15 protein-coding genes are annotated in these 13,200 nt (G+C 61.5%); 10 read left to right on the forward strand and 5 right to left on the reverse strand.

Annotated features, from left to right (window positions below; genetic code table 11):
• The first annotated feature begins 78 nt into the window (after positions 1 to 78).
• Entirely contained in the window at positions 79 to 702 is a 624-nt protein-coding gene (locus BQ8794_RS18945) for a hypothetical protein (RefSeq protein ID WP_077380147.1), read from the forward strand.
• Positions 703 to 792: 90 nt separating this feature from the next.
• On the opposite strand, the gene BQ8794_RS18950 is transcribed toward BQ8794_RS18945, so the two are convergent.
• A complete protein-coding gene (locus BQ8794_RS18950; RefSeq protein ID WP_077380419.1) occupies positions 793 to 1,707 on the reverse strand; it encodes a metallophosphoesterase family protein in 915 nt (304 codons plus the stop codon).
• 56 nt (positions 1,708 to 1,763) lie between these two features.
• Between BQ8794_RS18950 and BQ8794_RS18955 the strand changes: the two genes are divergently transcribed.
• Complete coding sequence (locus tag BQ8794_RS18955; RefSeq protein ID WP_077380149.1) at positions 1,764 to 2,261, forward strand: NUDIX domain-containing protein; 498 nt, start codon at positions 1,764 to 1,766, stop codon at positions 2,259 to 2,261.
• Position 2,262: 1 nt separating this feature from the next.
• On the opposite strand, the gene BQ8794_RS18960 is transcribed toward BQ8794_RS18955, so the two are convergent.
• The gene (locus BQ8794_RS18960) at positions 2,263 to 3,252 is read right to left on the reverse strand and encodes a glutathione S-transferase family protein (protein ID WP_077380151.1); all 990 of its coding nucleotides are present in this window, start codon (positions 3,250 to 3,252) and stop codon (positions 2,263 to 2,265) included.
• Between the two features lie 298 nt (positions 3,253 to 3,550).
• Here BQ8794_RS18960 and BQ8794_RS18965 point away from each other — a divergent pair, with 298 nt between their 5' ends.
• The 6 genes from BQ8794_RS18965 to BQ8794_RS18990 all read left to right on the forward strand — a co-directional run bounded on the left by BQ8794_RS18965 (position 3,551) and on the right by BQ8794_RS18990 (position 8,578).
• Positions 3,551 to 4,087 (forward strand): GNAT family N-acetyltransferase, encoded by a 537-nt coding sequence (locus BQ8794_RS18965; RefSeq protein WP_077380153.1) that lies wholly within the window; start codon positions 3,551 to 3,553, stop codon positions 4,085 to 4,087.
• Between the two features lie 73 nt (positions 4,088 to 4,160).
• Positions 4,161 to 4,922 (forward strand): 3-hydroxyacyl-CoA dehydrogenase, encoded by a 762-nt coding sequence (locus BQ8794_RS18970; RefSeq protein ID WP_077380420.1) that lies wholly within the window; start codon positions 4,161 to 4,163, stop codon positions 4,920 to 4,922.
• Between the two features lie 6 nt (positions 4,923 to 4,928).
• A complete protein-coding gene (locus BQ8794_RS18975) occupies positions 4,929 to 6,101 on the forward strand; it encodes a CaiB/BaiF CoA transferase family protein (protein WP_077380155.1) in 1,173 nt (390 codons plus the stop codon).
• A 38-nt stretch (positions 6,102 to 6,139) separates the two neighbouring features.
• Positions 6,140 to 6,901: a HugZ family pyridoxamine 5'-phosphate oxidase gene (locus BQ8794_RS18980; RefSeq protein WP_077380421.1), complete on the forward strand. Its 762-nt coding sequence runs from the start codon at positions 6,140 to 6,142 to the stop codon at positions 6,899 to 6,901.
• A 173-nt stretch (positions 6,902 to 7,074) separates the two neighbouring features.
• The gene (locus BQ8794_RS18985) at positions 7,075 to 7,413 is read left to right on the forward strand and encodes an ArsR/SmtB family transcription factor (RefSeq protein ID WP_077380157.1); all 339 of its coding nucleotides are present in this window, start codon (positions 7,075 to 7,077) and stop codon (positions 7,411 to 7,413) included.
• 361 nt (positions 7,414 to 7,774) lie between these two features.
• Positions 7,775 to 8,578 (forward strand): TrmH family RNA methyltransferase, encoded by an 804-nt coding sequence (locus BQ8794_RS18990; RefSeq protein ID WP_077380159.1) that lies wholly within the window; start codon positions 7,775 to 7,777, stop codon positions 8,576 to 8,578.
• A 29-nt stretch (positions 8,579 to 8,607) separates the two neighbouring features.
• On the opposite strand, the gene BQ8794_RS18995 is transcribed toward BQ8794_RS18990, so the two are convergent.
• Together BQ8794_RS18995 and BQ8794_RS19000 are read right to left on the reverse strand one after the other, a co-directional pair.
• Positions 8,608 to 9,756 carry a coiled-coil domain-containing protein gene (locus BQ8794_RS18995; protein WP_077380161.1) on the reverse strand — a complete coding sequence of 383 codons (1,149 nt, stop codon included), beginning with the start codon at positions 9,754 to 9,756 and terminating at the stop codon, positions 8,608 to 8,610.
• 148 nt (positions 9,757 to 9,904) lie between these two features.
• On the reverse strand, positions 9,905 to 10,486 hold the full coding sequence (locus tag BQ8794_RS19000) for a DUF1134 domain-containing protein (RefSeq protein ID WP_077380163.1): 582 nt from the start codon (positions 10,484 to 10,486) through the stop codon (positions 9,905 to 9,907).
• A gap of 354 nt (positions 10,487 to 10,840) precedes the next feature.
• Here BQ8794_RS19000 and chpT point away from each other — a divergent pair, with 354 nt between their 5' ends.
• The gene (gene chpT, locus BQ8794_RS19005; protein WP_077380165.1) at positions 10,841 to 11,470 is read left to right on the forward strand and encodes a histidine phosphotransferase ChpT; all 630 of its coding nucleotides are present in this window, start codon (positions 10,841 to 10,843) and stop codon (positions 11,468 to 11,470) included.
• A 245-nt stretch (positions 11,471 to 11,715) separates the two neighbouring features.
• Entirely contained in the window at positions 11,716 to 12,084 is a 369-nt protein-coding gene (locus BQ8794_RS19010) for a response regulator (protein ID WP_077380167.1), read from the forward strand.
• A gap of 125 nt (positions 12,085 to 12,209) precedes the next feature.
• Here BQ8794_RS19010 and ctrA read toward each other — a convergent pair whose 3' ends face one another.
• Entirely contained in the window at positions 12,210 to 12,905 is a 696-nt protein-coding gene (gene ctrA, locus BQ8794_RS19015) for a response regulator transcription factor CtrA (protein WP_006203583.1), read from the reverse strand.
• Between the last annotated feature and the right edge of the window lie 295 nt (positions 12,906 to 13,200).

Here is a 13,200-nt window from a genome sequence, read left to right on the forward strand (position 1 = left end):
CGATCTCGCAAGTGCATTTTGCTGCATTTTGCCAACGACTGTGTTAATTCGGTGTTAACCAAACGCGAGGCAACGCCGATGAAGGATGCAGCCGAGAACATAAGCCAGGCCGATCAGTCGCGAAAATTGTCCGACGCCATCCGCGACGTGAAAAACGCCTTCGCCGACCGCGACGACGTCGTGGTCGACATGCGCGAAGCGCATCGCATGCGGCTCGAGTTGCTTGCCGCCGAACTCGAGCCGATCTTCGCAGACGTGCCAGCCGACATGGACAATTTCGACTTCGCCGTCTCGTCCGGGCTGCAGCCGCGCCTCTGGATCGACGCCGTCAGCCATGTCGCCATGGGGCGCGACCGCCGCACCTATCGCTTCCTCAAGGACACGCGCATCGGCCGCGTGGTGCTCGCCGAATCGACCGAGATGAAACCGGTTGCCGATCAGGTGACGCGCTACGTCGCGGAGCGCGTCGTCGAACGCCAGAGAATGCTGGAAGGAGGCGTCGAGCAGGCTGTCGCCGGCCTGAAACGTGCCTTGGTCCCGGAAGCCGAGCCGCCGCTGCGATCCGTCACGCGCCGCAAGCGTTGGTCAACCTTTCTCTCCGGTCTTGGCCTGATCGCCGCCGGCGCCCTGGTCGGGCTGGCTGTATCGATCGTGTTGTTCTGGGACCGCCTCGTTGCGATGGGACTGAGTTTTGGACCATGATCCTGAAAAGTGGAAACCGGTTTTCGGAAAAGATCATGGTCAAACAAAAAGATAGAGCCCCATCCCGATTCTATCGGGATGGAACAGGCTCTAGGCCATAGCGTCCGCGCCAAGCTCCAGAACCTCCAGATCGACAGGCGGGATGGCCGGCCCGGTCAGGCCACGTCGCGTCAGCCTGAGCCGCCAGTTGCCTATTTCACCATCGATCTCCAGCAGATTATATTGCGCGGCTGGACGCCTGCCGCCTGGCGCCTGCCCCGCGGCAGCGACGCCGACCACTGGAATTTTGGCGCCGCGCCCATTGATGGAGAACAGCGTCGGCTCGTGCGAATGGCCGTGCAGCACAAGCTCGGCCCCGTGCCGCTGAACGACTTTTTGGAAGCGGGCAATGCCGAACAGCCGCTTGGGCTGCGAAACAGCGCCACGCACTGGCGGATGGTGGATCATGATCACCCGGAACAGCCCGCGTTTGGCCGTGGCATCGAGCACGTCGCGCAGCCTTTCCGCCTGGTCTTCCAGAAAAAAGCCGTTGGCCATGAACGGAGCCGTGGCCCGCGCCGTCGTCACACCGATCAGCGCGACGTTGCCACGCACGCGCAGATAGGGAAAGGCTTCGCGGTCGACCGGCGTACTGACGCCGTCGCCGGTCATCCACGCCGTCCACGACCGGCAGGACTTGTCGAAAGCGCCAGGCACATAGGCGTCGTGGTTTCCCGGAACGACCGACACATCATCGGGAGAGCCCAGCGTCTCTAGCCAGTGCTTGCCCATCTCGATCTCGCCGTCGAGCGCCAGATTGACCAGATCGCCGGTGACGGCAAGGTGATCGGGTGCGCTCGCCTTGATATCGGCGACGATCGTGTCGATGACCGCGTCGCGCATGTGGCGGCGGCGATTGCGCTGCCAGTTGACGTAACCGACCACCCGCTTGGAGGCGAGATCGCGATAGGTTACACCGGGAAGCGGTCCCAGATGGATATCGGAAATATGCGCGAGCCTGAACATCCCTCCTTCATAAGCGACGCGCGCGCTGCTTTCCACCCACGGTTTCGTGGGTGACGATGCGGCCCGATCCGGATCAAGCTTTCCGCCAGACCGGCTGGCCGGGTCTCAGGGCAAGGCTGTTTCATCTGTATTTCGTGCTGCGGCGGCCGATGACGCTCGGGGTGCGTGGCTTGATCCACGATCGCACGTCCAATTCCGTCTTCCTCATTCGCCACACCTATGTACCGGGCTGGCAGCTTCCCGGCGGTGGCGTCGAACTGGGCGAGACGATGATCGAGGCGTTGGCGCGCGAGCTCTGCGAGGAGGGCAATATTGCGTTGACCGCGCCACCGGTGCTGAAATCGATGCATTTCAACCGTCGGGCCAGCCGCCGCGACCATGTCGGCCTCTATTTGGTCGAGCAGTTCAACCAGACGGCGCCGAAGCTGCCGGACCGCGAGATCGCCGCAGCCGGTTTCTTTCCGCTCGACCGCCTGCCGGAAGGAACCACGCCGGGCACGTTGCGGCGGATTGCCGAGATTTTTAGCGGCGCCGCGGCATCGCCCTACTGGTAGATCACGCTGCCTTCCTGAACCGCGCCCGATCATGCGACGCCGCATAGTCCAGTTCCGGCCCGACCGGCACGATGTGCGTCGGGTTGATCGCTTCGTGGCTGCCGTAATAGTGCGCCTTGATGTGGTGCAGGCTCACCGTGCCGGCGACGCCCGGGACCTGATAGAGGTCGCGCAGATAGTTCGACAGGTTTGGATAGTCGGCGATGCGGCGCAGGTTGCACTTGAAATGGCCGACATAGACCGGGTCGAAGCGGACCAGCGTGGTGAACAGCCGCCAATCGGCCTCGGTGATGCGGCCACCAACGAGATAACGCTGGCGAGATAGGCGATCCTCGAGTTGATCGAGCGCCGAGAACAGTTCGCCGAACGCTTTCTCATAGGCCGCTTGCGTGGTGGCGAAGCCGGCGCGATAGACGCCGTTGTTGACTGAGGGATAGACCAGAGCGTTGACCGCGTCGATTTCGCCGCGCAGTGCTTTCGGATAGAAATCGAGGCTGGCATCGCCCCATTCGTCGAAGGCTGAATTGAGCATCCGAATGATCTCGGAGGACTCGTTGCAGACGATTGTCTGTTCTCGCCTGTCCCACAGAACCGGCACCGTCACGCGGCCGGAATAGGCGGGATCGGCCTTGGTGTAGATCTGATGCAGGAAGTCGAGGCCGTAGAGCGTGTCGCCGGTGGCGCCGTCCTCGGCCAGGAAGGTCCAGCCGTTGGCGCCCATGAAATGATGGACGACCGAAACGGAAATCACGTCCTCGAGCTTTTTCAGTGCCCGAAAGATCAGCGTCCGGTGCGCCCAGGGACAGGCAAGCGAGACATAGAGATGGTAGCGGCCCGGCTCGGCCTTGAAGCCGCGCGTGCGGCCTTCGGCCGGCGTACCGTCAACCGTGACCCAGTCGCGCCATTGCGACTGCGCCCGCACGAATTCGCCGTCGCTCGCCTTGGTGTCGTAGCCGCTGTCCTGCCATTTGCCGCCGACCAGCAATCCCATGTGATGTCCTTTCCTCTTCGTAGGGATGTAGGCACAAACCGACGATGCGGAAATCGCCAGGCGTTGAACAGTTCGTCAATCGCCAAGGCGGCAAACGAATGGCGGCAACCGAAGGGCGGCAAGCAATACGGCCGATTGCAGTGGCTGAAGATTGGTGCTAGCGGAAAATCCGCATGTTTGACTTTGCTTTGATCCGGTTTGACCGACGACGAAAGGACGCCCGCGCTTGATGAAGCGCTGACTGGCGAACGCTGCCGTTTGCAGCAAACCTTTCCCCGTCTACCGGAACGCAAAGACCATGAGCCTTGCCGACGTGAAATACCTGCCGGAAACGCCGGCGCATGACCCTGAAATCGAAGCCATCAACGACGAAGCCTTCGGGCCGGGCCGTTTCGTGCTGGGCGCCTACAAGATCCGTGAGGGCGGCCCGCATGAACGCGCTCTGTCCTTCGTGGCCGTCGATGGCGATATCGTTGTCGCCTCTGTGCGCATGACGCGCATCGCGGCCGGCGCCGGCCGCGCGCTGATGCTCGGACCGCTTGCCGTGCGGCCGGCCTACAAGAATCTCGGCATTGGCCGCCGGCTGGTGGCGATCGCGCTGGAGGCCGCCGCCAAGGCCGGCATGCCGGCCGTGATGCTTGTCGGCGACGAGCCCTATTACGGCCCGCTCGGCTTCAAGAGAATCCCGCGTGGGCAAATCTCCATGCCGCGCCCGGTCGATCCTGACCGGCTTTTGTCGCATGAGTTCGTGCCGGGCGCGATGGCACGGCTGGTGGGGGAGGTTTGCCACGCCGATCAGGCAAGAATTGCCGCGCAAATCGCCGCGATGGCGTGACCATCCGGGTGCGGTTGCGCCATCCTGTCGGGCTTCGTAGCATGTGGCCGGCAGCAGGATGGAGGACGGCGACATGAACCCGAACGGCCAGATTGCGATCGTCACCGGCGGCGGCTCCGGCCTCGGCGAGGCGACGGCACGTGCACTGGCCGCAAAGGGCGCCGGCGTTGCCATCCTCGACCTCGGCATCGAGCGTGCGGCGAAGATTGCGGCCGATATCGGCGGCATCGCCATCCAATGCGACGTAAGCAGCGCCGACGGCGGTGCTGCTTCAGTGGCGGAAGTGGTAAAAAAGTTCGGCGAACCCCGTATTCTGGTCAATTGCGCCGGCATCGCCATCGGCGTGAAGACGATCGGCAAGGACGGTCCGCACCCGCTCGACCAGTACCGCAAGGTGATCGAGGTCAATTTGATCGGCACCTTCAACATGATCCGCCTCGTCGCCGACCGGGCCGCGAAGCTTGAGCCGCTGGACGGCGGCGAGCGCGGCGTCATCGTCAACACGGCATCGGTCGCCGCCTATGACGGTCAAATCGGCCAGGCGGCCTACTCGGCCTCCAAAGGCGGCGTCGTCGGCATGACGTTGCCGGTGGCGCGCGACCTTGCCCGGTCGGGCATTCGCGTCTGCACCATCGCGCCTGGCATCTTCAAGACGCCGATGATGGCCGGTATGCCGCAAGAGGTGCAGGATTCGCTGGGCGCCGCGGTGCCCTTCCCGTCCCGTCTCGGCGAGCCTTCCGAATATGCAGCCCTTGTGCTGCACGTCATCGAAAACCAGATGCTCAACGGCGAGACCATCCGCCTCGATGGCGCCATCCGCATGGCGCCGAAGTAGCCGTCCATGAGTGCCGAAGTCGCCCTTCAGGCGAAGACCGGCCCGCTCGCCGGCCTGACGGTGATCGAGATGGCCGGGCTTGGACCGGTGCCGCTGGCCGGCCTGATGCTGTCGGAGATGGGCGCCGAGGTGCTGCGCATCGAGCGGGCTGGGTGGAGCCAGCCGTTTCTGGCGCTACCGGACGAATACGACATCGACTGTCACGGCCGCTCCATCCTGCGGATTGACCTGAAACGCTGGGAAGGCGCCGAACTGGTGATGCGCCTTGCCGAAAAGGCCGACATGCTGGTCGAAGGGTTTCGTCCCGATGTCATGGAGCGGCTTGGTCTCGGGCCCGATGCGGTACTGGCGCGCAATCCGGCCCTGATCTACGGCCGCATGACGGGGTTCGGCCAGGACGGTCCGCTATCGGGACGTGCCGGCCACGACATCACCTACCTCGCCTATTCGGGTGTGCTGCATGGCATCGGCCAGCAAGGAGGCCGGCCAGTCCCACCGCTCAACCTTGTCGCCGACTACGGCGGCGGCGCCATGATGCTGGTCGCCGGCGCACTGGCCGCCCTGTTTGAGCGCTCGCGCTCCGGCAAGGGTCAGGTGATCGACGCCGCGATGACCGAGGGCGCTTCAATGCTGGCGACACCTGTGCACGCCCTGATGGCGGCGGGCCTGTGGAGTGACACGCGTGGCGCGAACCTGCTCGATTCCGGCGCGCCCTTTTACGACACCTATGAGACCGCGGACGCACGGCACGTCGCCGTCGGCTGCCTTGAGCCCCGGTTCTTCGCCGAATTCGCAAGACTGCTGCCGCTCGACCAAATTTTTGTACGCGGCCAATACGACAGGAATTTGTGGCCGCAGATGCGGGCCGCCATTGTCGATCGGGTCGGGCAGAAGTCACGGGACGACTGGGACCGTCTCTTTGCTGCAACCGATGCTTGCGTCGCACCGGTCTTGTCGCTGCGGGAAGCCAGGGATCATCCGCACAATCGCGCTCGCAACGCCTTCTTGAAGTCGGGTGCGCTTGAGCGCCCTGCCCCAGCGCCGCGCTTTTCGCGCTCCCGGCCCACGCTTGCCGCCATGCCGGCCGATCACGATTGTCAGGCGGTGACGGTGCTGGCACGCTTCGGCCTTTCGGAAAGCGAGACTGAGGCCCTTGTCAAATCCGGTGTGATAGGTTGATAACTGGAGAGCAAAGATCAGCTTAAGACGGTGTGGATTTGAACGATCGAAAGAAGGACGTGATCCGCGAGACCGACGCCGAAGCGATCAGGCTGGCGAAGACGCTGATCCGCAGTGCCCGTTTCGGCGCGCTGGCGGTGATCGAGCCCGGGACCGGTTCGCCGCTGGCCAGCAGGGTTGGTGTCGCCACCGATATCGACGGCACGCCGCTGATCCTTGTATCGATGCTGTCCGCCCATACCGGCGCGATCCTTGCCGACCCGCGCTGTTCGCTGCTTGTCGGCGAGCCCGGCAAGGGCGACCCGCTGGCGCACCCGCGGCTGACGCTCGCTTGTCGGGCGGCACGGCTTGAGCGTGGATCCAACGAGCACGCCCACGCCGAACGGCGCTATCTCAACCGCAACCCCAAGGCGAAGCTCTATGCCGGTCTCGGCGACTTCTCGATCTTCCGCCTCGAGCTGGAGCGCGCCAGTCTCAACGGCGGCTTTGGCAAGGCCTACCTGCTCGAACGCGCCGATCTGGTCACGACCGCGCCGATCGTCGAAGAGCTTGCCGCTGGCGAACAATCCGCCCTCGACCATATGAATGCCGACCATAGCGACGCAATTGCCGTCTACGCGCGCCACTTCGCCAAGGCGGCGGGCGACGGCTGGGTCGTCACCGGCTTTGACGCCGACGGCATGGACCTGGCATTGGGCGACGATGTCTGCCGGGTGTTCTTTCCCGAGCGATTGAGGACGGCGCGCGAGCTCAGACATGTTCTGGTCGACATGGCAAAAACCGGCCGAGTGGCGGATTAAACACAGTCCGACAGTTAATCGCGTCGGGTCGAAAGCAAGTCTTGAGGTTTGAGCGAGATGTTCTACGCTTTCCCGGTGACGTTGAATCGCCAGCGCACATTCGCAAGTGAGCCTATGGAATCAGACGCTATTGCCCCCATAGCGCCGGAGGAGCAGGAAGGTATGGGGGATCGATGGTCTCGAAAAAGCTAATCGCCAATGCCGAAGCAGCGGCTTCGTTTCTAACGCTGATGGGCAACGAGAAACGACTGTTGATCATGATCTACCTGGCCGACGGTGAAATGTCGGTCGGCGCTATCGCCGAAAAGGTTCTGCTCAGCCAATCCGCCCTGTCACAGCATCTAGCCAAACTGCGGGCGCTCGATCTCGTCGAGACCCGGCGCGACCGGCAGATGATTTACTATTCCTGTAAATCCGATGCCGTGCGCGAACTTCTCAGCACGCTTGACGGGATTCTCGGCGAGGGTGAGCTATCGCAGATGGCTTACCGCCCGCGCCGCTCCGGGACTTGACCGGCCAATGCATGTCGCTCAAAGCCGGCAACATGCATAAAATAAGAACTGGTCCGAGCGCCCCTTGCCTCGCTGACGACCCTAATGCATGTCGCGCAAAAGCATGCCCTCGGGCCTGACCCCGTTAGCGCGTATGGAGCCTGACCCGAGGGTGTGCAGCGGTTTTGCGATAACGACATGCATAAAACAACAACCTAAAGCACGTCGCGAGAGGTCGGTTGAGGTCGGTCGAACGCCACGCGCTTTAGAGCGACTTGCGTCCACTTGGACGCAGAAGGTACGCTCTGACACTTTGGATCCACGCGTCGTGCTGTCGCAAAACCCACCACGATCGGGCCGATGCGGGTCAGTTGAGGCAAGCATGCGCCGCATTCGTATCGACGACCCGCAAGACCCGCGCGTCGCCGCCTATCTCGACATTCGCGAGCGCGATCTTGCCGGGCGGCAGGGTCGTTTCGTTGCCGAAGGCAAGGTGGTGCTCGAAATGCTGCTCGCGGCCAAACGCTTTGCCGCCGAATCGGTGCTGGTGCTCGAAAACCGGCTGGCAGGCCTCGACGCAACCCTGCGCAAGGCGCCCGCGGACCTTCCGGTCTACGTGGCGGCCAGCGAGGTCATGGACAGGATTGCCGGCTTTCACATGCATCGCGGCATATTGGCGATCGGCCGCAAGGGCGAGGCGCAGCCTGCAGAGGCCTTGCTGGATACCCTGCCCGCCCGCGCGTTGATCGTCGTGCTGGTCGGAATCGCCAACCATGACAATATGGGCTCGATCTTTCGCAACGCCGCCGCCTTCGGCGCCGATGCCGTGTTTCTGGACGCGACCTGCTGCGATCCTCTGTACCGCAAGGCGATCCGCGTTTCGGTCGGCGCCGCACTGAAAATTCCTTTTGCCTCCTTCACTGAGACCGTCGGCTTTACCGCGGCGCTCGATCGGCTGGGCTTCGGCCAATTCGCATTGTCGCCGCGCGGACAAACCGACATCCGCGACGCGAAAAGGACCGAACGGCTGGCACTCTATCTCGGCACTGAAGGCGAAGGCTTGCCCGAGATGCTGCTCGCCCGCCTGCGGACGGTGCGGATCGATATGACAGAAGGGTTCGACAGCCTGAATGTCGCCGCCGCGTCAGCCATCGCCTTACATCATTTCTCGGCAAGCAGGACCTGAGCCGCAGAAGTCAGCATCACTGCCTGGGCTCAATGCGCTGATTCGGCCTGCTGCAGCGCCCGCACGCGATCGGCAAGGCTGCGTTCACCGCTTCCCGGTGGGCTGGGTGCCGCAAGAATCTTTGCGATCGGCGATTCCGGCCCGTCGAGCTTCGCCGTCAGGGCCACGACCTGCGCCGCCAGGTCACTCATCTGCTCGCGCAACGCAGCGCTGGCGCCTTCGGATTTGGATGCCGCGTAGGCGGCAAGATCCGTTTTCAGCCTCTTGTTCTCGCTGGCCAGTGCCGTCAATCTCGCCTCCAACTGCTCCCGGCCGCTGTCGAGCTTGGCCATAGCTTTTTCCATATCGCCCTTGACGGCCACATCGGACTGACTGCCTTGCGCTCCGACGGGACGCACCGCCGCCGACGCGTTCTCCACGCTTTCGCTTTTCAGCTTTTCGCGAAGCCGCGCGATTTCCTTTTCGCGGCGTTCAAGCTTGTCCTCGCGATCGGCAAGCGTGGCGAGCAGGCGCTCGATCTTCTTGTCCAGTTCGCCGGTCCTTTTCTTCTCGGCTTTCAACGCGTCTCGCGCGGCCTTGCTCTCCGCCGCGATCTCCTGTTGGCGCCTGTCCGCCTCCTTGCGCTGGCCGCGCAGCACTGAAATGTCATCGGCCAGCTTTTGCAATTCGGATTCGCGCGCCACAAGCTCGATCTGACGGCTGCTGGAAGAAAAGCTGGCGTCGTCATACATGTGCTCCAGTTTTTTCAGCTCGAGCACGCGCTTTTCCAGGGCATGCTCGGTTTGAGCAAGCCGATCCGACAAAAGCTGCAACTGGTCTTTGCGGTGTCGAAGGTCTTCGCCCTTGGCCTCGAGCGCGGTAAGGGCCTGTTCCTTATCCTTCCGCTCGAGCGCCAGTTCCTTAAGTGCTTCGCGGCCACGGCCGATCTCGACAAGCTGTTCGGCCGATTTCTCGCGCAACGACTTGACGCTCATCTCAAGCCGACGCGTCGACATGGCGAACTCGGCGCGGATGCGATCCTTCTCCGCCTGGATCTCGGCCAGCGTCAGCGGCATCGAGCCCTCGATGCGTTTACGCGTCAGCATCACGGCCCGCCGCCAGATGGCCGGGGCAATCATCAGCGCCAGAAAGCCGGCGCAGAGAAAGCCGAGGACAAAGAACAGGACCGACTGAACCAAGGTGACTATCCGTTATGAACGGCAAACAACCGAAAGGGACTGTGCCACGTTCGCATGACGGAATTCCAGTGCCGCGGCAAGGGTCTGCCGCAGCAATGTTCAGACCGTCGATCCTGGAAACAATCGCGGTGACGAGGCAACCGCTTGCTCAGAATGGATTCCAGGTGGCGCGCTGGGTAAGCTTGAGATAGCCGAGATTAACGCCAAGCCGGGCGCCGACGCCGGTACGGATCGGCACCAGCAGCACATTGTTGTTCTTCATCACGTTGAAGCCGACGCCAGCCACGAGGTAGGCGGAGCCGGCAAGGCCGCCGAAACGATTGTAGAGGCTGTTCACATCGTCGAGATTATAGACCAGCATCATCACCCGCGAGCCCTCGCCACCAAAATCCCAGCCGAGCGACGGGCCCTGCCAGAACACTTTGTGATCGCCGGCATTCTTGGTGTAGAGTGTGCCTTCACCATAGGTCAGGCCACCGATCAGGGCGCCCGAGCCCTCCTCGCCCAGCAAATAGCCATTGGGCAGGCCATAGGAGGAGAAAATCTTCTCCACGACGGTGGCGAGCCCGCCCGACGTCGCACCGAAGAATTTATGACCGGAATCGACGATCTCCTGAGCGGTGTATTCCTGGGCCCGCGAAGGCGAGGTTGAAAAGACGACAAGGCCCATGAGAGCGATCGCCATTGAGAAGACACGGAAAAAACTCCGGTCGCAGTATCGGGAAAACATGCTTCCAATCTCCGTCAGGGAGCACTTTCGCCGACGCCTCGCATCCGTGCGGCTCTTTGGCGGCCGTTAAGGATGACTGTTATGGACAAACTATGACGTAATCCTTTTTCAACCATTAAGCTTTCACATGAAGATGGCGGTTAGAGGCTGGTTTCGAGCTGGTTTCGCGTCGGCCCGCAGAATCCACGCTGCGTGAACACACCATTTTCAATAACGACAAATCCGGATTTGTTGCTGCACGCTCAGACGCTGTGTATTCAGAAGGCCTTGGGAGAGCGAGCGTGATTCGTGTGGACAGGCGTGATCATTGATCGCCCGGCCATTTCCAGTGAAATTTTGCAGGGACTTTCGCCGATGGCCGAGCTTTTCACCCTTTCCGCACCCGATCTCGCCGCGCTTTTGTGCAGCCGGGTCTGCCACGACATCATTTCGCCGGTCGGCGCCATAAACAACGGACTTGAGTTGCTCGACGAAGGCGGCGCCGACGAAGACGCCATGAAATTGATTCGCCAGAGCGCCAGAAACGCTTCGGCCCGCCTGCAATTCGCCCGCATCGCCTTCGGCGCAGCCGGTTCTGCCGGCATGATGATCGACACCGGCGATGCCGAGGCCGTTGCGATCGCCTTCTTGAAGAATGAGAAGCCGGAACTGATCTGGAACGGAACCCGTGCGCTGCTGCCCAAGAACAAGGTAAAGCTGCTGCTCAACCTCATTCTCGTCGCCAACGCTGCCATTCCGCGCGGCGGCAAGCTTACGGTCACGCTTGAAAACCTCGACACGGAACCACGCTTTGCGCTCGCCGCGAGCGGTCCGATGCTGCGTGTGCCGCCCAAATTCCTGGAGCTCCATTCCGGCAACAAGCCTGAAGAACCGATCGACGCGCATTCGGTGCAGCCCTACTACACACTGCTTTTGGCGCGCGAGGCGAACATGACAATATCGATCCACGCGACCGCAGAAGAAATCGTTCTCTCGGCCGCTTGAATTACCAAGCTGATTGAAACGAACAGACGAGCGTTGTTCAGACAATATTTACCGCGGCATCACGGTCGAATGAAATGAACCCCCAAAGGCTAGATCGGCCGAAGCATCGGTAAAGAAGTTTCCGTAAAAGCTGTTCTTGCAAGAATTTTACCTATTGGCTTTTCAGCTTCTTTACCGGATTGACCCTACGGTGCCTTCCAGACCGCGACGCTGCCGGATTGCCGCATGGCAAAGAGGGCCCGGAAATGAAACGCTGCATGTTCATCGACGATTCGAGCGTCATCAGGAGGGTTGCAAAGCGCATCCTGGATGGTCCCGACATGCTGGTCATCGAAGCTGCCAGCGGGCTTGATGCGGTTGAGATGTGCACTGCCGACATGCCGGATATCATCATTGTCGACGGCGCCCTGCCGGACATGCAGGCCGAGGACGTCATCCGCCGCGTACGCGCCATGGAAGGTCCGATACAACCCCACATCCTGATTTCGCTGGTTGAGGTCGACGTCGCTTCGATCATGCGGGCAAAGCGCGCCGGCGCCCAAGGCTATCTGCTGAAGCCGTTCACTCGGCCGCAACTTCTCGAGCGCTTCCGCACCTTGAGATTTGCAGCCTGATTCGCCGCCGCTGGCGCATGGCCGCGGAAATCGGCGCTCCAATATCTGCGACATGACATAAAAACGCAAAATCCGGCCGAAGCCGGATTTTTGTCGGAAAAATCGATCGGATCGGCGTCGTCAGCTCAGGCGCTGACGCGGATGTCTTCCGGCTCGCGCAGCACGTAGCCGCGACCCCAAACCGTCTCGATGTAGTTCTGGCCGCCGGAAGCAGCGTCGAGCTTCTTGCGCAGCTTGCAGATGAAGACGTCGATGATCTTCAGTTCCGGTTCGTCCATGCCGCCGTAAAGGTGGTTGAGGAACATTTCCTTCGTGAGCGTAGTGCCCTTGCGCAGCGAGAGCAGCTCCAGCATCTGGTATTCCTTGCCGGTCAGATGCACGCGCTGGCCACCGACCTCAACGGTCTTGGCATCAAGGTTGACCACCAGGTCGCCGGTGGTGATGACCGACTGGGCATGGCCCTTGGAACGCCGCACGATGGCGTGGATGCGGGCGACCAGTTCGTCCTTGTGGAACGGCTTGGTCATATAGTCGTCTGCGCCGAAGCCGAGGCCACGTACCTTGTCCTCGATGCCAGCCATGCCGGAGAGGATAAGGATCGGCGTCTTCACTTTGGAAAGGCGAAGTGTTCTCAACACCTCGTATCCCGACATGTCGGGGAGATTGAGATCGAGGAGGATGATGTCGTAGTCGTAGAGCTTACCTAGATCGACCCCTTCTTCGCCAAGATCGGTCGTATAGACATTGAAACTTTCCGATTTCAGCATCAGCTCGATGCTCTGTGCGGTCGCACTGTCATCTTCTATCAGCAGAACACGCATTTCATTCCCCTTTTCTGCTGCCGGACCATTTCACGACCCGTCCAGGACCGGAGCAGTGATTGCCTGAGCAGAGGCTGCCATCGAATGGTTAACAAAACCTAATTCCGTGCTGTCGACGGTATCAGATTTTTTAACCCCTTTCTACACCTTGTTGAATCTAATAGTGAATCACAGAACCAAACCGCTAATGCAAAACATTAATAAGCCAGACTAAGTGACTCCAGGGACTCGCTAGCCGTGCTTCCGCATCGGGGCCGGAATTTTTACCCGGCCTTAAGTCCTGAGCCGTATGATT

It is taken from the genome of Mesorhizobium prunaredense (assembly GCF_900156895.1).
Classification (GTDB): domain Bacteria; phylum Pseudomonadota; class Alphaproteobacteria; order Rhizobiales; family Rhizobiaceae; genus Mesorhizobium; species Mesorhizobium prunaredense.